The organism is Bacillus sp. GbtcB10, assembly GCF_019091365.1.
GTDB lineage: Bacteria > Bacillota > Bacilli > Bacillales > Bacillaceae > Bacillus > Bacillus altitudinis.
Map to the genome: position 1 here is coordinate 661,768 of NZ_JAGXJP010000002.1, position 22,191 is coordinate 683,958.

Here is a 22,191-nt window from a genome sequence, read left to right on the forward strand (position 1 = left end):
TTTCAGTTTATATACTTTTCATCGTTCCACCGTCTACGGAGATTTGTTGACCTGTGATATAAGAAGCTTCCTCTGATGCCATAAAAGCAGCCAATGACGCCATCTCACTCGCTGAGCCCACTCTTTGCATTGGGATACCTGATGCGACAGCTTGTACAGCCTGCTCTCGTGACACTCCCTGCTTCGTCATCATATTGCCGATAAATTGTTCATACCGATCGGTTGCAATAAAACCTGGATTTAAACAATTTACCGTAATACTAGACGACGCAAGCTGTGTCGCTGCATTTTTACTGGCATTAATAATCGCTGCATTCATCATACTATTCGTAAACATTTGTTCACCAGGTTCCTTCCACAGGTTCCCGACAATTTGAATGATCCGTCCATATTCATGTCTTTTCATCAATGCGGCTGCACGCTTCATTGTATCGACGTAAGCGATGGCTTTTTGGGAGAAAGCAGCCAGCATCTGGTCAGTTTCACATGAATCAAATGTATCTGGCTTTCCTCCTGGAATGTTATTGATCAGCACATCGAGTCTGCCAAACTCCTTTTCTATTTGTTCAAAGGCTTCCGACCTCACTGCTTCAAGAGACATATCTCCACAGAATAGAGACAGCGGTTCTTTTGTTTCTGTCATATCTTGAATGTGCTGTTTCGTCTGTTCAAGTGAGGCCATATTTCTAGAGTTGATGATCACCTTCATATCGCTCTGAGCGGCAAGTTTTATTGCGATTGCCTTTCCAATGCCTGTACTTGCCCCTGTTACAAATGCAATTCTTTTCGACAAACTCATCCACATCCCTTTTCATCAATATACATAAAATGACACATATAGAATGTATTTCAACAAAAAAAGACCTTTCTCCTGCGAAAGGCCTCTCTTCTCTATTTAAATGTCGTTTCCCAGTTAAATCCGATCGCCTCATCATTCCACGCAATTCTCTTCTCATCTGGGTTTTTTGGGTCGTACGATTCTGTTGTAAAATAAACAATCTGCAGCGGCGTCTCCCCTAATACGCGGTAGCCATGTGCAACTCCCTTTGGGATGAGGAGCAGCATCGGATTATCTTCTCCCATATAATACACATCGGTTTGATCCTTTGTCGGAGAATCTTCTCTCAAATCGTATAAAACGACCTGTGCATGACCTGCTGGGAAAAACCAAACATCGTCTTGTTTTTCATGATAATGAAAGGCTTTGATCACGCCCGGAAAGCTTTTCGACCACGACGCCTGCCCAAAGCGCTTCAGCATCGGTTCGTCATCTCGAATAAGCTCTGCGAAAAAGCCGCGATCATCACAATGTTTCATGAGTTTTTTCGTTTGTACACCATCAATCATGCTGCTCGAATCTCCCTTCTTTCTGCAAGTATTCGTGAAGTGCATCCTTCCAATGTCTTGGCTTCCAGCCTGTCGCTTCAATCGCTTGCAGATCTAAAACAGAGTAGGCGGGCCGAGGTGTTTGGAAACCATACTCTTCAGTGGAAATGGGTTCAATTGTCGTAGACAGACCGCTTGCTGCCACAATTTCTGTCGCAAAGTCAAACCATGAACAGCTTGCTCGGTTACTGACATGATAAATACCTGCTTTCTGGTCAAACAAGTGAATCAAAGCTTCTGCGGCATCCTTTGTATAAGTAGGAGACCCTAACTGATCATTGACGATGCGCAAATGATCCTTCGTTTCAGCCAGTCGAAGAATGGTATTCACAAAATTATGTCCCTCATGTCCATAGAGCCACGATGTCCGAATGATCTTCACTTCATCTGACACAAGATGAATCAATTCTTCTCCAAGTTTTTTACTCTTTCCATAAATGGTTTGTGGATCTGCTTGTGCGTCGATTTGATAAGGGGTATCCGCTTGCCCATCAAATACATAATCTGTGCTGACATGTAACACATCAGCCCCTACGTTCTTAGCCTCAAGCGCTGTATAGTAGGCGCCAATCCCATTCACAAGATAGGCTTTTTCCGTTTCTATTTCGCATTGATCCACAGACGTATAAGCAGCCGCACTGACAACAATATCCGGTCGGAAATGTCTCATTGCATGTCTGACTGCCTGTTGATCTGCGATATTCAGCATACTCCTTGTTAAAGCAATGACGGTGATGTCTTTTTCTTTCAGCTGTTTCGTCAATTCTTTCCCTAATTGGCCGCCTGCACCGGTGATTAAAACTTTCATCGGTCACCCTTCTTCACTTTGATCATATTTGGCACGATACCAATCGATCGTTTTTTCGATACCTTTTTCGAATGAAGTTGCCTGCATCCAGCCGAGCTCTTCTTTTAGCTTACTGGCATCAATGGCATACCGCCTGTCATGCCCTTTCCGGTCTTGAATAAACTCGATTTGGTCATGAGAGATGCCTAGATGTGTGAGAATGGTTTTGGTTAAATCAAGATTTGTTTTCTCGTTGCCTCCGCCAATATTGTACACCTGACCGGCTGTTCCGTTTTCTACTACTTGTTTTACGGCTCTCGCATGATCCTCTACATAGAGCCAATCGCGAATCTGCTGGCCGTCTCCGTAAATCGGAATCTTTTCACCATTGACCGCTTTTCTAATAATGGTTGGGATTAATTTTTCTTCATGCTGATAAGGTCCGTAGTTGTTGCTGCATCTTGTGATCATGGCGGGTAATTGGTGGGTGTGGATATAAGATTTCACAAGCAGGTCTGAACTTGCCTTGCTTGCTGAATAAGGATTATTCGGTGAGAGTGGTGTTTGTTCTGTGAAAGCAGGATCATCCGGCTCCAAATCTCCATATACTTCATCTGTGGAAATATGAATGAGTTTATTCGCCTTTCCCTTTAAGACCGCTTCAAGCATACGATAGGTACCAAGGACATTTGTTTGGATAAAGGGTTCTGCTGACTCAATACTGCGATCGACATGTGATTCTGCTGCGAAATGAATGATGGCATCATAGGCTTCATCAAATACTTGATCTAGTTCGTCTTGTAGCGTGATATCTCCTTGGACAAAACGGACATGAGGCAGCTTTGATAAATATTCCATCTCCTCTGGATGACTGGCATATGTTAATTTATCAAATACGGTCAGCCGGACATCGGATTCTTGAAGCAGCAGCTTCACAAAATTCAGTCCAATAAACCCTGCTCCACCTGTAATTAAATAAGACTTCGTCATTCGTATCCCTCTTTTTCCTTCATCGTTTCAAACATTTTTGTTGATGCTTCGTGGAGAGATTCATGAGTTCCTGCATCAATCCACCACCCTTTTAACATATCATAGGTCAGCTGGCTATTTGAGATGTAGAGATTATTCACATCAGTAATCTCTAGTTCACCTCGATCTGACGGCGAGATTTCCTCGATATATTGAAAGACGTCTTGATCATAAAAATAGATGCCCGTGACGCAGTAAGATGACGTCGGATGCTCTGGCTTTTCTTCAATTGATAAAATTCGGTGATGAGCAGGATCAATTTCTGCAATGCCAAACCGTTTTGGATCTGCCACCTCTTTCAATAAAACCTTGGCTCCGCTTTCTTGTTGCCTAAAGGCGTCGACAAAAGGGCGTAATGAATCTTCAAATACATTATCACCAAGCATCAGCACAAATTTTTCCCCTTGAGCAAAGGACTTTGCATAGGATAAACCATCGGAAATACCAGACGCTTCTGGCTGTACTTGATACACAATGTTCATCCCAAGTTCACGATCATCTTCCAGTAACTTTTGAAACAGCGGAATTTGTTCTTCCTGTGAAATCAGCATCACATCTACAATTCCTGCTTCTTTCAGTTTGAATAATGACCAATAAATCATCGGGTATGGACCAACTGGCAGCAAGTGTTTGTTGAAAATCTTCGTTAATGGTGCCAGCCGTGATCCCTTTCCTCCTGCTAAAATAACTCCCTTCACATCTACACATCCTTATGTTCTTTTTGGTGTGAATTCATGAGGTGTATAAGAATGTTTTTCACTCGTTCGATTCCTTTTCCATCAATGAGTGAACGTCCATTAAGATGAATGCTTCTGCGGAGAAAATAGCTGTCAGACAGTTTTTGAACAGCTTGCAACAGGTCTTTTTCTTCCACAAGGTCACCTAATCCAAGGTGAAAACAAGCGCCCTTTTGCGCAAACATGCTCGCTGTCACTGCTTGGTGGTCTACTTGCGATAGGACAATGCTGGGCACCCCGATACAAATTACCTCATATAACGTCATACCGCCTGCTACGATAGCCACATCAGCTTCTGATAAAAGAACCGGTAGTTGATCTGTATGTTGAATGAATTGGATATGTTCCGCCTCTACTTGCTCTTTGATGTGAGAGGCTTTTCCTGCGACCGCTAAAATGTCTAGGTGATTTGTTTGAAGAAGCGCCGATACAGCCTTTGATAACAGGCCGCACGGATCACTACCGCCAAGACTGATGACCACCTTTTTACATTCTTTCCGAACCTCATATGTGTCTTTGAATCGTTTAAACTCGTGATCTAACAATAAATAGGGCGTTCCATGATAATAAGCCGTGCCATTAAGCTGCTCGTGCTTCCCGTCCAGACCGCCATAAATGCCGTTTATGACCGTGTCTGCAAGCTGACAGGCTTCCTCTCTTTTTTCCTCAAATAAGACCAGCCTCGCACTATCGCAGGAGTCTTTGATCATTTGAAGAAACTGAAGATCACAATCAAGGACATCTATGACTAAAAGGTCAGGCTTTAGCTTTTTGATGTCTTGTTGGACCTGGAGAAGCGCATTAGACTCATGCACCATGTGAACGTACCACTCTGGGTGCGAAAGTATTTCTACACAAATCTGATCATTTGTATAGAAATATAAGTCGTTCCCTTCCTGAAGCAGTTCTTTTGCCAAACGTTTCATTCTGACGACATGCCCCATTCCTCTTAAAAAACCACCATAAACAACAATCATGATTTTTTTGTTCATTCAGCATCCTTCTGTCTCACAGATTGATTCAAACGAACAATGTCTGGATGTTGTTCACAGATGGAAATGAGCTCAGCTGTCGGCACAGCAATAGAACCACCAGCTTTCTCTAGTAAACGGGTAGCAAACACATAATCTTCTTCTGTATCAATCGTGAATCGATAAGCAGGATATGCAAGTTCTTTGGGCGGTGTGAATAATTGAAGGGAAAATTGCTCGGGATGCTTTCTGATATACAGCGTGACATGCTCACGTTCTGAATAAGTGAGGGGAAATTTGTCGATTTCACATAAAATAGATGCTTCAATCATTTCCCCGGAAATACCGAGTGGTGTTCCGTTCGTATATGTGTAATCAGCCTTTTCCTGTCTATGTTTTTCAAGCATTTTCGACAAAAGCGAAGGATCTATAAATGGATTGTCTCCCGTTAAACGTACAACCGTTTTAGGTTCAAATTGGCGGACAATCTGCGCAAACCGCTCAAGCACATCTGCCTCACTGCCTCGAAACACCTTATAGCCCTTTGACATACAATATTGAGCCAAATAGTCATCCTCTGGCTCGACCGTTGTGGCAATCATAAGGTTTTGCATTTTGTGATGGTAATCATCTGATTGCTTCACCCGCTCCACAATCAAATCAATCAGCGCCATGCCGCCGATCGGTTTCATCACTTTTTTGGGCAGTCTTGTTGACCCCATCCTAGCCTGAATGACAAAAAGCACATCATGCATCATCATGAGACTCCTGCTGCGTCAGTACGTCTTTCCACGAAACGCCTGTATGAGCTGGGATGTCTCTCACAGCCTTTGTGCCAAGTAAAATCGGCATATATCGCGGATGCAATCCCTGATTCTTTTGTCCAGGGCGCAGCACGGCTACATTTTCTGACGTGAGGGTCTCGCCCTTTGCAATGCCTTTTGTCGTAAAAATTCCTCGATACGCAAATTCTCGAATCTGCCCTTCAATGGCTGTTGTTGTTTTATAAGAACTGCCAAGAAGCTCCTCTGGTAATGAATGAACGTCTATTTCTGCTTGATTCCGCTGCTTTTCTGCCGCTCGAATGTGCTGAACCATTTCCTTTAATTCTTCAGGATCAAGAGCAAAGGAATGATCCGCTCCGGGTAATGTTTTATCTATTGTAAAATGTTTTTCAATCATTGCTGCACCGAGCTTCACAGCGGCTACTGGCGCTTCCGTCGGGTGTTCACTATGATCTGAAAAGCCAATGACTGCTTCAGGGAAAGCGGATCTTAAGGTTTGAATCACCCGCAGGTTCGTAAATGCTCTAGGCGCTGGATACTTTGCCACACAATGCATGATGGCGACTTGCTTATTTTGCTGGCTCGTAATCGTTTCGTATGCTTCATGAACATCTGCAATGGTGGCCCCAGCTGTTGAAAAAATGATCGGCTTTTGAAAAGAAGCCGTATGACGCAAAAGAGGCAAATGGTTGATTTCATAGGATGCCAGTTTAAAAGCAGGCGGATTCGTTTGATTCAATAAATCAGCCGATTCTTCGTCACACACGGTGCTTAAAAACATCAGTCCTTTTTCCTTACAACGTGTCAATAAGACAGGCAGCCATTCTGGCGGAAGCTCCATTTGTTCCACTAAAGAAAAAATAGACACTTCTTCTCCTTTGGCCGTTTCGTATAACCCCGGTTCCTTTTGATACATCCGATCCGCTTGAAACATTTGAAATTTCACCGCATCAGCCCCTGCTTCTTTTGCCACATCAATTAAAGCAAGTGCCTGATCCAGCTTTCCATCATGGTTAATGCCTGCCTCTGCAATGATAAAGACAGGCGCACCATCTCCCACTTTGCGATCTCCGATATAGAAATGCGCCATCTTACCTCTCTCCTTTTTTCGGCCACACATGGTAATACAAAAAGGCATTTGTTGTCCTAAATCCCATCTTTTCGTACAGCTGGATGGCTGTCGTATTATGAAGCTGTGTCCCCGCAGAAATGAAGTGATGCCCTCTGTCATGAGACACTTTCATCATCTCAATAAACAGCTTTTTTCCGATCCCTTTTCCTTGAACATCCGGTCTAATCGCAAAAAGCTCAAGCCTCATCTCATGACCCTTTGTCATACCTTGAATCAAACCAACCACTTCATCATTCACCTTGGCAACGAGGTTAATATCTGCGCGTCCAAGTAGGTTGTTTCTCATCCATTCCTGATAAAAATGCTGAACAACACGCTGGTCTAAATATGGGTCAAGGGCATAACGGCTTTTCACAAAAGCCTGATCACCTAGTAAGACCGCCTCATCGTAATCCTTTTCATCTGGCACACCCATCACCACATCTTGATCTGATAATGGCATCTCCATGAGGGCTGGCGGTGCCTCAAGCCTAGTGAGACCACCGACATAATACACATGGGATAGTTTTTGAACAATGCGGTTTTTTTCAAGATCAGCCGCCTCAAGACGTAAAAAGAAAAAATCACATTTTTCTGTTCTCATCCAATTGATGAATCTCTCCATCAATTCTTTAAAGAGCAGCGCTGATTCAGCTTCCACAAACTTCACATGAAAAATATGCTTGTCAAAAATGCCGCTCTCCCATTTGGACCATTCGTATAACAGCACTGCTTTGAGCTTAGCGCCGCTGACAAGAGCAAACTGCTTGAATCCTGCCATGCGTTCCGCTTCATGATCATATGTTTTCAGCCAAGCTGTCAGCACCTGATCGTCTATTGCATGAACGACTTTCATGAAGAGGCCCTCTTGTCTTTTAAAATTGACACGACTGCGGTGATGACATCCTGCACATCTTCATCTGTCATACTTGGATAGAGCGGAAGCGAGAGCGTTCGTTTGTAATAAGTGAGTGCCTCAGGGAAATCCTCTGGTGAATAGTTGTAGGTCTTCTCATAATATGGATGCAAGTGAACGGGAATAAAATGAACACTCGTGCCGATTTTATATTCCTTTTGCAGCTGATCAATCATGTCATCGCGTGTGATCAGTGCTTCTTTTGGATCAACTTGTAGCACATATAAATGCCACGCATGTCTTCCCTCATCATGTACAGGCGGTAAGATGAGACCAGCTTCATGTTGAAATGCCTGATTGTATGTCTTCGCAATCTGTTCTCTGCGTGTCTGCATCTCCTTCAACCGGCTTAGCTGAACGAGCCCTAACGATGCTTGCACGTCAAACATGTTCATTTTATAGCCCGGTTCCTCGACCTCGTAATACCATGTTCCCTTTTCTCCATAACGATTCCACGCTCCCTTGCTCATCCCGTGAAGCGCCAGCCTTCTGATTCTAGCCGCAAGTGCATCATCATTTGTCGTCAGCATGCCGCCTTCACCAGTCGCTATGTTTTTCGTTGCATAGAAGCTAAAAGCGGTCGCATCACCAATTGATCCAATCGGTTGATCGTGATAGGTCGTATAAAGGGCATGAGCGGCATCCTCCAGCACGAACAAATCATACTTTTTGGCAATCGCTAAAATTCGGTCCATATCACACGATTGACCAGCAAAATGTACAGGGACAACCGCTTTTGTATGTGGTGTAATGGCCGCTTCTAATTTCTTCGCATCTAGATTGAGTGTTGCCGGATCAATATCCACGAAAATAGGGGCTGCCCCCGTATGGATGATCGTATTGGCTGTTGCGCAGAACGTCAGAGGCGTTGTGATGACCTCATCACCAGCTCCAATACCTCTTGCCTTTAACGCTAAAAATAGAGCAGCTGTACATGAATTAACTGCTATCGCGTGCTTCGCTCCAGTCAGCTGCCTAAACTCTTCTTCAAACTGTCTAACTTTTGGTCCGGTGGACAACCAGCCAGACTTTAATGTTCCAATGACTTCATCAATTTCTTCCTGTTCAATAAAAGGCAGTGCATAAGGAAGAAATTGTGCTCTCTTTTGTCCCATATCGCTTGCACACCCCTATCTTCATCTCTGAAAATCCACGCCTGTTTTTGTTTTGAGCAGAGAAAGCAGAACATCGGTCGATTGTGCATGCGGATAATGTTCTTGAATGAAACGAGCCCCTTGCTGTTTCGCCAGCTTCATTTCTTGTTCATCCGATAAAATACGGATCGCTTTCTCGGCCAGCTCAATAGGGTTTTCCATGTGGCAGCTGCCAAGCGACTCGTAATAAGGGTATCTTCTGCCTTCTGTCATTTTTCCAATCAGTACACTCTTTTTAAAGAGCATTGCTTCCAGACCAACTGTTGATGTGAGCGTAATGACCATATCCATATACGGCAGGAGGTCATACAAGTCGATCTCTTTTTTAATTAATCTCACATGGTTCCCCGCGCGCTCAATCGCTGTATAGTCATTTAAACGATTTCGAGCGATTTCCCACGGGTGCGGCTTCATAATCAGCTGAATGTCTTTCCGTTTTGCAATCGTTTTAAGAACATCACCGTAAAAGGCTTCTGAAAACGGCTGTGTTGCCACAAGCACAGTCTTTTGGGCAGGGTTGAAGTTCAATTTACGAAAGACCACTTCCTGTTGAAGCGGTGTTCGCTCCTGCACCAAATCAAATCTCGGGTGACCTGTGATCTCCACCTGCTCAGGCTGACAGCCTTTATCTACATACCAGTCCTTTTCATATTTTCCAAACACTCCGTGGCAGGTGGTGAAAATCGGCAAAAAGGCTTCGTCTCCCATGAGCGCACCGTGCTGAAGACAAATACTTGTGAGATGACGCTTCACGGTTTGCAAGGCGAGCACACGGCTATAAGCATCCTCCGTCGTACCAACAACAACAGCTGCAATAGGCTGCATCTCAAATAGCGTTTCTATTTGGTCAATCACATCAATAAATTGCACAATGTCCTTCTGAAGCTTTTCTCTAAAAAAGACATTGCCAAAGACAGGATGCTGGGCGTAAGGTTTCAATAGAGCATTTGCTTTTTCAATATATTCAACATGGGCTTCTTTATTAACCTCTCCGGCTAATTCCGGCTTGCTGATCACCGGTAACCCGAAATAATCAGCCTTCTTCCAGCGCGCGAGCACCACTGTTTGGTTCGGATGAAACCGCGTGTAATTTTGTTCAGTAAAACGCAAGTGTTCAAAGTGAAGAAGCACCTTTCCATGACTCGGACGATAAGGGGTACGCTTGATCTGCTGTTTATGCTGATCAAAAAAGGGCTGAATGTCTTGCGGCTTTGGACAAGTCGTTGTCAGCTCTTCACCAAACGCTTCATCTTCCATACGTTCCCTCACTTCAGGACTGATGTATTGATAAAAATTACTGATTAACCCAAGGGGTATGTGGCGATAGGATAAGTCTTTCATCAGATTCACATACTCAAAGTACACTTGCCAATAATGATGAATATAATGCGACACTTAAGGTCACCTCCCATGTCTTTGTTTTAATATATGGCGGAGCTCCCTGCAGGTAGACTGCGGAGGAAGTGCTTGAATAAAATCGCTTTTCTCTTCTTCTGCCAACTGATAATGAATAGACTGTTCTGTGATGTAGTTTGTATCCAATACCTCATCAAAAGGGTAGAACGGATAAAAGTGATTTAATCTAAAAAAGAACCGGGCATCTCCTATTCGATAAAAATGCGGACTCTCGTCCCAGTAGGATCCAAACTCAGCACGAATCTTTGTTAAAATGGATGCACGATGTACAACCGAGCAGTGATCAATGGCACAAGGTGCATTCCACTGCACCGTTTGCGCAGGTCGAATCGTTTCCTTTACTGGCTCTTTTTCGCTATTTAAATAGATAACTTTTGAACTAGAATAGACAATTTCTTCATTCGGACGAGCATCTAAATATTTCGTGAGCTTCTCTAAACGGTCTGGTGCATAGACATTGTCATCTGTGGCATAGGAAATATACTCGCCCTTTGCCTGTTCTAATGCTTGATTAATGAGGACGGCATAGCGTGTTTTCGCCGTTCTTTCCTCCAGCGTTTTCACCCCGCTTTGGATAAAATGGACGCGTGGATCTTTACGGAAAGGCTCAATAGCAGCAAGAGTTTGTTCGTTTGATCCATCATCCATGATAAAAAGTTCAAGGTCTGACAAGGTCTGCTGCAGCACCGCTTCAATTGATCTGCCAACGTAGGCCGCTTTGTTGTAGCTCGTCATAATGACCGTTACTTTCGTCAATGTTTTCACCTCGGTCTCTTTTAAACTATGGTTATCATATGTGTCTCCTCTTAAAGAGACTGTAGAGTGACCTATTTTTTATAAAATTGGATTTTTTTCATGATCTATCTTTGAAAAACGTAAAAATTTTGGTAATATAAGTAATCATTTATGTGTATTAAAGGAGTAAAGAACATTGGAGTATATGAAGAGTGATCTCTCCCAAGAAGAGGAAGCAAAAGGTTTTTTTCGATTCTTTAAAATTTTTGTCGCGACAAAAACGATTATTCGCTCATATGAACATACCTCTATTCCCATGTGGCTGATGATACTCCTTGCAAGTATCGCTGGTACAAGCTGGATGTACGAAGGGTATTTTAGTGAGTATATGGGCAATCATATTCCATATCCTTTTATTCTGTTACACGGAGCAGGTTTTGGTATTTTAGTAGGCAATTTTCTTCTATTTTTCGGTTCATTCATTTTACAGTGGTTAGGACGACTGTTTTTTGGCAGTAAAGCGCCGTATCGAGATGTGCTCAAAGCTTGCACACTGACGGTCATTTTCCCTTCCACCTTATTTGCTCTTACTTGGATTTTTACTGTGGGGTTGCTTGGTCCGTATACATTTGTGAAAATCTCACCCTATTTAGACCAGCACTATGAAGTATGGTATTATCTCAGCGTTTTACCACTGGTTGATGCGTATACCAAAGCATGGATATTTGGGATGGCTGTTTTAGGCCTTGTTGCTGTGATGAAGCTGAGAATATGGCAGGCCTTTATCATTGCCATCACACCGATCGCCTTATTTTTTCTCATCATGACCCTTCTCTATGACGTGCAGCGGGCTATGAATTGGTTGATGTAAACAGGCATTCCTTAAATTGTTGGAAACCTTTGCAATCTAGGCAGTACGAATATGGGGTTTGTCGGAATACTGAGGAACTGCACAAAGCAGTTCCTTTTTTTCGTTCAATGTACATATTCTCTCTTCCTGTCTCATAGTGTGAAAGAGAAAAAGAATGCTATGGAAACAACAGGCGCTTTTCTGCCTTCTGTTTAGAACACCATGAGGAAAGAGGAGGAACGTTATGAAATTGAAAAATCAATTTGGGCAAGGTTCGGGTTTCGAAGGTCAAGATTTTCGCCAGCAACAATATGGAGCAAATCCGTATCCTGCGCAGCAGATGGGTTATTCAGTCCCTCCCCAAACGCAGGGTCAAATGCAAGGTCAAATGCAGCAGGGGTATTCGCCAATGCCGTCTACTGGTACTTCACAAGGAGGCCAAGGTGGGCAAAGTGGCGGGCAGCCCTATCAAATTCCTTCTGGACCGATTTATCAGCAGAATGTCACCGGTCAGCTGCCGCTTGAGCAGTCCTATATTGAAAATATTTTACGATTAAACCGCGGCAAAGTAGCCACGATCTATATGACGTTTGAGGCAAGTAAAGAATGGAACTCTAAGATTTTTAGAGGAGTCATTGAGGCCGCAGGACGTGATCACATTATCATCAGTGATAACAAAACAGGGACACGATACTTATTGTTAACGATCTATCTTGATTACATTACGTTTGATGGGGAAATTCAATATGACTATCCATACTCGATGTCTACGTATTCTCCGAGATAACCTCAAGTTCATATCAACAGCAAGGTGCAGACGCCCTTGCTTTTTTCTTTTGTCTAGGTTTTTGACACACCTTCGGGGGAAGGCTCATAAGATGCCTAGTAGTTTTTATTAAACGCCTAGAGGTGACATCAATGACTGTTGAGCTGGATTATACATCGCCGAATGTCAAATATTCATTTGATTTGAATCAAAGCCCCCTTGTGAAATATGACCAACACAACCTGATTAATGTTTTAGGAAAAAAACAATTAAATTCGCTCGATCAAGTATCTCTGCTGGATATATATTTGAGTAAAAGCAAAGTAGTAGAGCCTCATTATCATCAAAATGCTGCCGAGCTTGTTTATTGTATCGCCGGCTCTGCTGCTGTATCCATGCTGAACCCTTTTACAAAAAAGCTGTCCACCTACACCATTACCCCCGGGCAGGTAGCCAATGTGCCACAAGGCTGGTGGCATTACGAAGTCGCCTTACAGGACAAAACCCATTTGTTAGCCATTTTTAACGCATCGACACCAGAAGTCATCTTAGGTTCAGACCTTCTAACCCTCACGCCTTCTCACATCATGGCACATACTTATTGCATGAACGAAACGCAGTGGAAACAGGCGACGCAGCCTGTGAAGCCTGGTGTGTTTATCGGACCTTTCTGCCACCGGGAGGAAGAGGCACAAACTCACCCTGTCCCCCCTTCCCACTATGTACCTTATTATCAAGCACCTCCGAACTATTCTCCTTATTGGAGTTAAGAAAAAAACCGATGCCCCTATGAGAGCATCGGTTTTCCTAGCTTATAAATTTTTTGCTGCTGCAATCACTAGCATGATCCAAGAAGCGATAAATGCCACTCCGCCAATTGGTGTAATGGCACCTAATATCTTCACCTGAGTCAAGGCAAGCACATAAAGGCTTCCTGAGAAGAAAAGAATGCCTGCCAGCATCACCCAGCCAGCGGTCGGCACTAGGGAAACACCTGACAGCTTATCTGCCAGAAAGGCGACAATAAACAGGCCAATGGCATGGAACATCTGATATTGAACCCCTTTATTCCATATCTCAATATACTTTTCAGGAATTTTCCCTTCCAGTCCATGTGCACCGAAGGCTCCAAGACCAACCGCAAGCATGGCGTTAATGGCACCTAATATGAAAAATAGTTTCATTCGTCATTCTCCTTATCTCGTCAATTATGTTTATCATAGCGCGGGTCTTATCCAACATTCAACTTTCCTATGATGCTGACACGAGATTGTCGGATTTCTTCTTCTTTCGCAGCAGCACTTGATCGACCACAATTGCAATCAGCGTGCCAAGCACAAGACCATTGCTCAATAAAGAAATCAGCACAGGATGCATGCCTTTCAATGCCCCCTGCGGCACAAACATTGCGCCCACGCCTGCTAAAACAGCGATGCCAAGCACAAATCGAATGCGCGGGATGTCTTCTTTTTCATACTGATCGAATTCAGACATAGCAATCCCAATCATAGAAGAGAACACCACAAAGTTCACAGCCAGCCCCACAGGTGAAGGCAATGCAGAGAAAAAGCTCATCAATAATGGAAATAAACTAATGAGGACAATGAGCAGACTGCCAAGGAAAAATGGCTTTCTCGATGGAATTTTGGTTGTTTGTATAAAACCCGCTGCCCCTGAAATAGGAACAGGCGCAATCGCACCAATCAGTCCGCTCAGCAAATGACCAAATGCGGCGACAAAACCAGCCGGTCTGGCTCGTTTCCGCTCACGCAGTTCACCAAATGCCTTGACGGAACTTTCCACAATTCGAATACTTGCCAACATATTCACAATGAGTAAGATCGTAATAAAAAAGGACGTGACAAGCAGTCCACTGTCAAAGACCGGCATGCCAAACGGAAACAGTTTTGGAAACTCAATGATCTGCTCAGGAATGCGAACAGGCTTCGCTAGTCCGAGTAAAGCAAATAACAGCCAGCCGCCTGCAAGTGCAAATAACACAGAAAACTGTCTTAAATAATGCCATTTTGAGCGGCTGATCATGAAGGTGATGACAATAATCAAGATCGATAGACAAAAGACAAGCCCATCTACCTGATTTCCCCGATAGCCGATCCCCATCAGCCCTTTCATGATTGGCTGACTTAACTGCACAACAAGCAGCAGCAAATAAATACCTGTGACAACCGGCGTAAATAAAGACGCAAGCCAATTAATGATTTTAAAAAGACTAAAAATAAAAAAGAACGCAGCACTAAAAATTAACGCCCCTTGTAACGCTTGCAAGGTTTCAGGATATGTAGCAAAAATCGTCCCTGTCATGCCTGCATAAAGGGTATATACCCCCCACCACAGCCCTGCTGGACTTTCATTGATCGGCAGCATATGACCGCATAAACACTGCACCATCGCCACAAGTCCAAGTGAAAAGAATGTACTCTGAATCAGTTCCGCCGACTGCACTTGATTTAATTCAAATGCTTGTGCAATCGCAATCGGCACAGCAATAGAAGCTGCGATAAAAAATGCCATCCACTGAATGGCGCCCAAAAATAGTTTCAACCCGATCACCTTCCCTTTGTCGTGACAAGACCATTAAAAATCAAAAATAGAGTCACCGTTGCCATCTTTCTCTTGTTGACCCTCTTCTTTATGCTGAAATTTCTTTGCACCGCTAGTGCCCATCAATTTCTCTAGCATGGCTTGATCCGTAGACACAGCCGGTGCAGATGGTGTCTGTATAGATGGAGGTGGTGAAATAACCGAAGACTGCGGCATTTGCACCTGTGATGATGTGTCGAGAATGACATCACATAGTGAAGAAATGACCGCCGCTTGACGTTTCACCTCTTCATCATTTCCACTTTGTTTTGCTTTTTGAATGGCTTCCTCCATTTTTTGAAGCAGACTTGATATATGAATATTCAAGGGTAGACCCTCCAATCTAAAAAATTCGTTTTCCAACATTATTTTACCAAATGAACAAACCGAATGGGCTCATTTTTTCAAAGCTGTGTGCTTCTGTTCATCTGATTTGACCCTTACCCAAGATTCACACATAATAAAAAAGAAACAATATCGTCTTTGAAAGGACTGAAAGATGAGCAAACTCACTGAACTCATTCACAAACAAAAAAACGTGCAAACACCAGCGGTTCAAGATCGAATCCGTCTTCTTAACGATTTAAAAAAAGCCATTAAACATCATGAAAAGGACATATTACAAGCCTTAGCCCATGATTTACATAAATCCGAACAGGAAGCCTATACAACAGAAATTGGCATGGTATATGAAGAGATCAATCATACCGTCAAATATCTTCACAAATGGGCCAAACCATCTCGCGCGAAAACACCTCTGACCCATATCGGATCAAAAAGTATGATCATTAAGGAACCGTACGGAAGTGTTCTGATTATTGCCCCTTGGAACTATCCTTTCCAATTGGCCCTCTCGCCATTAGTTGGAGCCATTTCTGCGGGAAATGCCGTTACTTTAAAACCGTCAGAATTAACGCCGCACGTCTCAAACGTGATTGGCACGATTGTGGAAAGCGTGTTTCAAGAAGATCTTGCAGCGGTCGTTGAAGGCGGTGTGGATGTCAGCACAGAGCTTCTGAAACTACCTTTTGATTATATTTTCTTTACTGGGAGTGTAGCCGTCGGCAAAGTCGTCATGGAAGCGGCCGCAAAACATCTCACACCTGTCACACTTGAGCTCGGCGGAAAAAGTCCATGCATTGTCATACCTGATGCAGACATCAAGCTCGCTGCGAAGCGAATCACCTTTGGTAAATTCACGAATGCTGGTCAAACATGTATTGCACCAGACTATTTACTTGTTCATGAATCGATCAAAGAGGACCTATTGCGTGAAATGACGACCTGTATCCGAGACTTTTACGGGGACCAGCCTGAAACAAATCCGCATTTCGGAAAAAATGTCAGCCAGCGTCATTTTGATCGACTTTCACAATTTCTCTCTAATGGCACGATTGTGACAGGTGGACAGCGCAATGAACAAGAGCTCAAAATCGCACCGACCATTCTAGATCACATTACATGGGAAGACCCTGTGATGCAGGAGGAAATTTTCGGACCTATTTTGCCTGTCATCTCATTTGACTCTCTTCAAGAGGCAGCTGACATGATTAAGGCAAGACCGAAGCCGCTCGCTCTTTACTTATTTACAACAAATAAAGAAACAGAAGCTTATATTCTTGACAACCTCTCATTTGGCGGAGGCTGCATCAATGATACGCTGATGCATGTCGCCACTCCATACTTACCATTTGGCGGCGTTGGTGAAAGTGGTATCGGACGATATCATGGAAAGGAAAGCTTTTTCACCTTTACGCATGAAAAAAGCGTCCTGCGCCAGACCAATCGCTTTGATTTTTCTTTCCGCTATCCAAATGCGAAAAACGGACTCGACATTGTCCGTAAATTTTTAAAATAAACAGGACGAAGGGATTTTCCCTCGTCCTATTTTGATTCGATGTCCTTGATACACCAGTTGATTTCATCGATCCCCATTTGCTTTAAATAGGCGTTTACTTTTGAGAACGGACGACTGCCAAAAAAGCCGTTTCTTGCGGAAAAAGGACTTGGATGAGGTGACTCAATGATGTAATGCTTGCTTTGATCAATGCGTTCTTTTTTATTTTGCGCATGTCTGCCCCAAAGCACAAAAACGACTGGCTGATCTCGGTCATTCAGGACGTCGATGACGCGGTCTGTCACACGTTCCCAGCCTTTGCCTTTATGCGAGTTCGCTTCTCCTTTTCTTACAGTGAGCACGGTGTTTAACAGCAAGACACCCTGCTCTGCCCAGCTGACAAGCGAGCCATGGTTAGGGACCGGACAGCCGAGGTCATCCTTTAGCTCCTGAAAAATATTTCTCAAAGATGGAGGATGTTTGACACCAGGCTGAACAGAAAAGCTTAATCCGTGTGCCTGTCCTGGGCCATGATAAGGGTCTTGTCCCAAAATCACGACCTTCACATCTTCATACGACGTCAAATGGAGGGCACGATAAATGTCATCTGGCTTTGGAAACACGATCTGCGTATGATATTCTTCCTTTACCCACTCACGTAATTCCTGATAATACGGCTGTTCAAATTCACTTTTCATCACAGCCCACCAGCTATCATTTAAAAATGGCTTCATTGCGGTTGTCCTCCTTCTGTCTGCTGTGCCAATCTTGAGATCATCGGTTTTCCATCCCATACAATCTCACTCTCTGATTCTCGATTTTTCATCGCAGGTTCTTCTAATAGGACAGCAAAATTCGCTGTCGGCAAATCACCGAGCCCATGCTTTTCACTCAGGTCATCTAAGTAGTTCTTCCTTGTTTCACCAAGATCACTCGACTGATTGCCCCCACCATCAAAGAACGCATAAATCACACTGGCAGCTGGCACTCGTTTGGCTCGTGCATGCTGCGTAACACGCAGGAAAAAGTCCCAGTCCCAGTAGTGATGCATCGCTGGATCAAAATAGCCGATCTCATCATGTATGCGGCGTTTGTACATACTGCCAGAAGGAACGTATGTAGAAAAAACACGCATGTCCTCAATGTCCGCTGTATAAGCAAACAAACGTCTTGATACTGGAAAACGAGTCGCACCTCGTTCTTCAAACGAAACAATTTCCGCATCCGAAAAGACAAAATCAGCGTCTTCCAACGCCTTGCTCATACGTTCAATATGACAAGGTGTAAAATAATCATCGTCATCACTCAGCATAATGACGTCACCTGTCAGCTCCCGCACGCCAACATTTCTTGCGTTCACATGCTGGACATTCTCATCTAAATGAATCAAGCGGATTGGCAGCTCTGGATAGAGTTCCTGAATCACGTCCACTCGCTCTCCTGCATCATTTACGACCACAATTTCAAAAGGCTGTACACTTTGTCTCGAGATGGATTCAAGCAGTTCACACAATGCGCTCAGCCGGTTATGTGTCACAATTAGTAAAGAAATCTTCATATCGGTCTAACTCCTTTAATAGATTCGTCTTTTTCATTAAAACATAAATCGGCTTTCTTCTCATGATATAAAAGACGGTTTGATCGATCGAGAAAATGGGAATTTTTGATGAAAAGGAGTGATGATGATGGAATTTTTCACAGTTGAGAATAGTAAAGAAGCCAAACAGACGATCGAACAGATACAATCAGCAAAGGACGATGTGTTTGTGTTTGCGTATGACCCCGAACGCTCTGATACCGTTACTGAGTACACGGAAGCAAAGAGCATGACAGCTGTCGATCAAGGGATTTTAGATCAGATCGCCAATGTCATTCGCACCAGGGATGATGAACTGATGGCCAAAATCATGTCGACCGGTGCCGATCAAGAATTAGCCTTAACGCTTTTAGAGGAGCTAAAAAAAGGGAAATTGGTGATTTGTAAAAGATAAAGAATGAGGCGTTCCATGAAGAGTGGAACGCTTTTTTATGCCGTTTCATTGTGATAAATGGAAAAGCTGATTATAATAAGGGATAGAACAGTAACTGTTACACATCACATTGGAGGTTCAGCAACTATGTCTATGAATAAAGCACTCACCATTGCAGGTTCGGATTCAAGCGGCGGTGCAGGTATCCAAGCAGATTTAAAAACGTTTCAAGAAAAAAACGTCTACGGGATGACAGCTTTAACCGTTGTCGTTGCAATGGATCCTCATAACAACTGGGATCATCAAGTGTTTCCAATCGATACATCAACCATCCGCGCGCAGCTCTCGACGATCGTGGAAGGCATCGGTGTAGATGCGTTAAAAACAGGTATGCTACCAACAGTTGACGTCATTGAACTCGCAGCTGAAACGATCAAAACAAATGAGCTGAAAAATGTCGTCATTGATCCTGTTATGGTATGTAAAGGTGCGAACGAAGTCCTTTACCCAGAGCATGCTGAAGCATTGCGCGAAAAGCTTACACCACTAGCAACAGTTATCACACCTAACCTTTTCGAAGCAGGTCAATTAAGCGGCATTGGCGAAATCAAAACGATGGAACAAATGGAAGAAGCCGCAAAACGCATCCATGAACTTGGTGCAAAATATGTGGTCATCACTGGCGGCGGTAAGCTAAGCCCAGATAAAGCGATTGACTTGCTTTATGATGGACAAACCTTCGAACGCCTTGAAACAGATAAGATCGACACAGAATACACACACGGCGCAGGCTGCACATTCTCAGCCGCAGTCACAGCTGAACTAGCCAACGGCGCAGACGTGAAAGAAGCCATTTATGCAGCAAAAGAATTCATCACAGCTGCCATTAAAGGCTCTTTCCAACTAAACGAATACATCGGACCAACGAAACATTCCGCACATCGTTTGGACAAATAAAACAATAAAAACCGATCCGCCGCTTGGGTGAATCGGTTTTTTTGTTTATCGTAAGCTGAGTCTCTGTGCAAATAACCAATCTGTTAAGCCTGGCGTCTCATAAGCAGGCGTCCATGATGCATGATCATACCCATACTTGCTTGCATACTCGGTATAAATCGGTCTTCCACCAGCTTTTTGAATCGCTTGAATTGTATTTCTCGCATAACTGATAGGAATAATGGAATCATCCTCTGCATGAAATGCCCATATTGGCTTGTTCGCTAAAATTCCTGCCTTACTTGGATCTGCACCCCCCGCAATAGGAATCATCGCTGCAAACAAACGAGGATATGTGATGTTTAACTGATACGAGCCAAATCCGCCTTGAGATAAACCAGTCGCATAAATCCTTTTCTGATCAATCTTATAAGAAGTTAACACATGCTGAAGCACTTCATACGCTTTGTGTAAATCTGGTGAAAATTGAAACACATTTGTCAGGTCGATTTCATTTTGCGCGTTTCTTGTTAAAGCAAAACCCCCATCCACAGCATTTCGAGCCTGAGGTGCTAGTACGTATGCAGGATGTTTCTTTTGAACTTCAGGAGAAGCCCATAAAACTGCACCATCATTTGCAAGTAACTGCTTTTGATTATCAGTCCCCCGCTCCCCTCCTCCATGTAAGAACAGGACGAGAGGATAAGCTTTACCCCTCTTATGATTTTTCGGAATGTATAACCGATAAGGCATTCCTTGATATTCAAAAGATAAAAATGATGAGGCAATGTCCTCTCGCGTGACAAAACGATAATTGTATGTAGACGTAGCTAAGCGATGTCTATTTTTGTAAACGCTTACTTTTAAAGTCGTATCGGTATCGATATGAATAGGCTTTGTATATCGCTGACTTTGAGTTGTCGGCTGGCTGCCATCTGTTGTGTAATAAAGAGAAGCTTTTGGCACCTGGGAATGGAGTGCCACCTCTTGTGAGCGATAATATTGACCAGATGGTACGGAGGCAGTAGGTGTAAAAAATGATGTGTGTTGCGTTCGGGCAGATGAAACGGAAGGATGAAGAAAACTCATAGAAAATAGCACAATGATAAAGATGATCAGACATTTCTTGGTTGCATGGTTCATATCGTTCCTCCTGTATATGCTCAGATGAATTTTTATTTATTTTGTATCATGACAAAAGAAATGTCAACGCTTTCATTTAAATTTCTGAATGATCTGACTAAAATAAAAAAATTCACAAGTAGATATAAAAAAGACCTGACTGAGTTTCAGCCAGATTCATGAAGGGGTCAATCTAATTCTATCAATACACAAAGTATAAAGTTACCCAACTATCTATCGTTGCTAAATCAAATAGTTTCACCGATTTTGTTAAGCGTAAGTCTTAAATAATCTGTTGTAATAGCCTGCCCACTAGTATTCGTTAATCGAATTGTCTGTCCTGCAAAAATTGCACCTGTAAAACCGATAGCTGTTACTTCTTGACCAGCTGTGGTTCCCCTAACTCTACCACCAGCGATTGATGTAATACCATCGATTACTACATCAATTCCAAGAGGACCAGCTTGCCCAGCGACAGCAGAAACAATTGCATTTATATCATAATTACCACTTTGTTGTATGGTAAAAGTATCTGGTGCAGTAAAAGTTACATTATTCAAGAATTGAGTCCCTACTAGTGAGAAATTACCATCATTAGCAACAGTTTGAGTATCAGTATTAACAGTAGAAGCAGCGGCAGTTACTAATAGTATTGTAACTCCTGTGGCTCCTGTGGCACCCGTATCTCCTGTGGCGCCGGTCGCTCCGGTAGTACCTGTATCTCCTGTAGCACCGGTTGCTCCTGTTCCTGTTGCTCCCGTGGCTCCTGTCGCTCCCGTGGCACCCGTATCTCCTGTGGCTCCCGTGGCTCCTGTAACACCCGTATCTCCTGTGGCGCCGGTCGCTCCGGTAGTACCTGTATCTCCTGTAGCACCGGTTGCTCCTGTTCCTGTTGCTCCTGTAGCACCCGTATCTCCAGTAGCACCGGTCGCTCCTGTTCCTGTTGCTCCAGTTGCGCCCGTATCTCCTGTGGCTCCTGTCGCTCCGGTTGCTCCTGTATCTCCTGTAGCACCGGTCGCTCCTGTTCCTGTTGCTCCAGTTGCGCCCGTATCTCCTGTGGCTCCTGTCGCTCCGGTTGCTCC

The 22,191-nt window shown here is 43.6% G+C and carries 24 protein-coding genes and 1 pseudogene; 6 read left to right on the top strand and 19 right to left on the bottom strand.

Annotated elements, in window-relative coordinates; genetic code table 11:
* Nucleotides 1-7 precede the first annotated feature (7 nt).
* From KVT11_RS08740 to KVT11_RS08795, 12 genes are all read right to left on the bottom strand, one after another.
* Nucleotides 8-799 (bottom strand): SDR family oxidoreductase, encoded by a 792-nt coding sequence (locus KVT11_RS08740; RefSeq protein ID WP_272937393.1) that lies wholly within the window; start codon nucleotides 797-799, stop codon nucleotides 8-10.
* A gap of 92 nt (nucleotides 800-891) precedes the next feature.
* On the bottom strand, nucleotides 892-1,347 hold the full coding sequence (locus KVT11_RS08745; RefSeq protein WP_035702434.1) for a dTDP-4-dehydrorhamnose 3,5-epimerase family protein: 456 nt from the start codon (nucleotides 1,345-1,347) through the stop codon (nucleotides 892-894).
* On the bottom strand, nucleotides 1,340-2,194 hold the full coding sequence (rfbD, locus tag KVT11_RS08750; protein ID WP_057078905.1) for a dTDP-4-dehydrorhamnose reductase: 855 nt from the start codon (nucleotides 2,192-2,194) through the stop codon (nucleotides 1,340-1,342). The genes KVT11_RS08745 and rfbD overlap by 8 nt, the downstream gene beginning before the upstream one ends.
* Nucleotides 2,195-2,197: 3 nt before the next feature.
* Nucleotides 2,198-3,163, bottom strand: coding sequence for a dTDP-glucose 4,6-dehydratase (rfbB, locus tag KVT11_RS08755; RefSeq protein ID WP_081114238.1), 966 nt, complete (start codon nucleotides 3,161-3,163; stop codon nucleotides 2,198-2,200).
* Nucleotides 3,160-3,900 (bottom strand): sugar phosphate nucleotidyltransferase, encoded by a 741-nt coding sequence (locus KVT11_RS08760; protein ID WP_017360113.1) that lies wholly within the window; start codon nucleotides 3,898-3,900, stop codon nucleotides 3,160-3,162. Before KVT11_RS08760 ends, rfbB begins: the two co-directional genes overlap by 4 nt.
* A gap of 2 nt (nucleotides 3,901-3,902) precedes the next feature.
* Nucleotides 3,903-4,931, bottom strand: coding sequence for a glycosyltransferase (locus KVT11_RS08765; protein ID WP_210552249.1), 1,029 nt, complete (start codon nucleotides 4,929-4,931; stop codon nucleotides 3,903-3,905).
* On the bottom strand, nucleotides 4,928-5,668 hold the full coding sequence (locus KVT11_RS08770; RefSeq protein ID WP_048001140.1) for a cytidylyltransferase domain-containing protein: 741 nt from the start codon (nucleotides 5,666-5,668) through the stop codon (nucleotides 4,928-4,930). Before KVT11_RS08770 ends, KVT11_RS08765 begins: the two co-directional genes overlap by 4 nt.
* On the bottom strand, nucleotides 5,658-6,785 hold the full coding sequence (locus KVT11_RS08775; RefSeq protein ID WP_060832738.1) for an N-acetylneuraminate synthase family protein: 1,128 nt from the start codon (nucleotides 6,783-6,785) through the stop codon (nucleotides 5,658-5,660). The genes KVT11_RS08770 and KVT11_RS08775 overlap by 11 nt, the downstream gene beginning before the upstream one ends.
* A 1-nt stretch (nucleotide 6,786) precedes the next feature.
* Nucleotides 6,787-7,662, bottom strand: coding sequence for a GNAT family N-acetyltransferase (locus KVT11_RS08780; protein ID WP_210552250.1), 876 nt, complete (start codon nucleotides 7,660-7,662; stop codon nucleotides 6,787-6,789).
* Entirely contained in the window at nucleotides 7,659-8,837 is a 1,179-nt protein-coding gene (locus tag KVT11_RS08785) for a DegT/DnrJ/EryC1/StrS family aminotransferase (RefSeq protein WP_074041784.1), read from the bottom strand. Before KVT11_RS08785 ends, KVT11_RS08780 begins: the two co-directional genes overlap by 4 nt.
* Nucleotides 8,838-8,858: 21 nt before the next feature.
* Nucleotides 8,859-10,271: a capsular polysaccharide export protein, LipB/KpsS family gene (locus KVT11_RS08790; protein ID WP_210552251.1), complete on the bottom strand. Its 1,413-nt coding sequence runs from the start codon at nucleotides 10,269-10,271 to the stop codon at nucleotides 8,859-8,861.
* 6 nt (nucleotides 10,272-10,277) lie between these two features.
* Nucleotides 10,278-11,048: a glycosyltransferase family 2 protein gene (locus tag KVT11_RS08795; protein ID WP_017360119.1), complete on the bottom strand. Its 771-nt coding sequence runs from the start codon at nucleotides 11,046-11,048 to the stop codon at nucleotides 10,278-10,280.
* Between the two features lie 175 nt (nucleotides 11,049-11,223).
* Here KVT11_RS08795 and KVT11_RS08800 point away from each other — a divergent pair, with 175 nt between their 5' ends.
* The 3 genes from KVT11_RS08800 (at nucleotide 11,224) to KVT11_RS08810 (ending at nucleotide 13,413) form a co-directional block, all read left to right on the top strand.
* Nucleotides 11,224-11,898: a YIP1 family protein gene (locus KVT11_RS08800; RefSeq protein WP_017360120.1), complete on the top strand. Its 675-nt coding sequence runs from the start codon at nucleotides 11,224-11,226 to the stop codon at nucleotides 11,896-11,898.
* 223 nt (nucleotides 11,899-12,121) lie between these two features.
* Nucleotides 12,122-12,664 (top strand): spore coat protein GerQ, encoded by a 543-nt coding sequence (gene gerQ, locus KVT11_RS08805; protein ID WP_007497781.1) that lies wholly within the window; start codon nucleotides 12,122-12,124, stop codon nucleotides 12,662-12,664.
* A gap of 131 nt (nucleotides 12,665-12,795) precedes the next feature.
* Nucleotides 12,796-13,413 carry a cupin domain-containing protein gene (locus tag KVT11_RS08810; protein WP_007497783.1) on the top strand — a complete coding sequence of 206 codons (618 nt, stop codon included), beginning with the start codon at nucleotides 12,796-12,798 and terminating at the stop codon, nucleotides 13,411-13,413.
* Nucleotides 13,414-13,455: 42 nt separating this feature from the next.
* Here the strand turns inward: KVT11_RS08810 and KVT11_RS08815 are convergent, their stop codons facing one another.
* The 3 genes from KVT11_RS08815 to KVT11_RS08825 form a co-directional block, all read right to left on the bottom strand.
* Complete coding sequence (locus KVT11_RS08815) at nucleotides 13,456-13,827, bottom strand: DUF423 domain-containing protein (RefSeq protein WP_003215282.1); 372 nt, start codon at nucleotides 13,825-13,827, stop codon at nucleotides 13,456-13,458.
* A gap of 67 nt (nucleotides 13,828-13,894) precedes the next feature.
* The gene (locus KVT11_RS08820) at nucleotides 13,895-15,205 is read right to left on the bottom strand and encodes a purine/pyrimidine permease (protein ID WP_007497786.1); all 1,311 of its coding nucleotides are present in this window, start codon (nucleotides 15,203-15,205) and stop codon (nucleotides 13,895-13,897) included.
* Between the two features lie 33 nt (nucleotides 15,206-15,238).
* The gene (locus KVT11_RS08825) at nucleotides 15,239-15,571 is read right to left on the bottom strand and encodes a YwdI family protein (RefSeq protein WP_008343634.1); all 333 of its coding nucleotides are present in this window, start codon (nucleotides 15,569-15,571) and stop codon (nucleotides 15,239-15,241) included.
* Nucleotides 15,572-15,743: 172 nt separating this feature from the next.
* On the opposite strand from KVT11_RS08825, the gene KVT11_RS08830 reads away from it, so the two are divergent.
* Nucleotides 15,744-17,102, top strand: a complete 1,359-nt coding sequence (locus tag KVT11_RS08830) for an aldehyde dehydrogenase (RefSeq protein WP_210552252.1) — start codon at nucleotides 15,744-15,746, stop codon at nucleotides 17,100-17,102.
* A gap of 26 nt (nucleotides 17,103-17,128) precedes the next feature.
* On the opposite strand, the gene KVT11_RS08835 is transcribed toward KVT11_RS08830, so the two are convergent.
* Together KVT11_RS08835 and KVT11_RS08840 are read right to left on the bottom strand one after the other, a co-directional pair.
* Complete coding sequence (locus tag KVT11_RS08835) at nucleotides 17,129-17,815, bottom strand: uracil-DNA glycosylase (protein ID WP_008343640.1); 687 nt, start codon at nucleotides 17,813-17,815, stop codon at nucleotides 17,129-17,131.
* Entirely contained in the window at nucleotides 17,812-18,639 is an 828-nt protein-coding gene (locus KVT11_RS08840) for a glycosyltransferase family 2 protein (protein ID WP_035702458.1), read from the bottom strand. The genes KVT11_RS08835 and KVT11_RS08840 overlap by 4 nt, the downstream gene beginning before the upstream one ends.
* 127 nt (nucleotides 18,640-18,766) lie before the next feature.
* Between KVT11_RS08840 and KVT11_RS08845 the strand changes: the two genes are divergently transcribed.
* Nucleotides 18,767-19,072, top strand: coding sequence for a general stress protein (locus tag KVT11_RS08845; RefSeq protein ID WP_017368274.1), 306 nt, complete (start codon nucleotides 18,767-18,769; stop codon nucleotides 19,070-19,072).
* Between the two features lie 126 nt (nucleotides 19,073-19,198).
* Nucleotides 19,199-20,008, top strand: a complete 810-nt coding sequence (locus KVT11_RS08850; RefSeq protein ID WP_210552253.1) for a bifunctional hydroxymethylpyrimidine kinase/phosphomethylpyrimidine kinase — start codon at nucleotides 19,199-19,201, stop codon at nucleotides 20,006-20,008.
* A gap of 45 nt (nucleotides 20,009-20,053) precedes the next feature.
* On the opposite strand, the gene KVT11_RS08855 is transcribed toward KVT11_RS08850, so the two are convergent.
* Together KVT11_RS08855 and KVT11_RS21265 are read right to left on the bottom strand one after the other, a co-directional pair.
* On the bottom strand, nucleotides 20,054-21,130 hold the full coding sequence (locus tag KVT11_RS08855; protein ID WP_098680507.1) for a chitobiase/beta-hexosaminidase C-terminal domain-containing protein: 1,077 nt from the start codon (nucleotides 21,128-21,130) through the stop codon (nucleotides 20,054-20,056).
* Nucleotides 21,131-21,357: 227 nt separating this feature from the next.
* A pseudogene (locus KVT11_RS21265) lies at nucleotides 21,358-22,191 on the bottom strand (hypothetical protein); the annotation flags it as partial.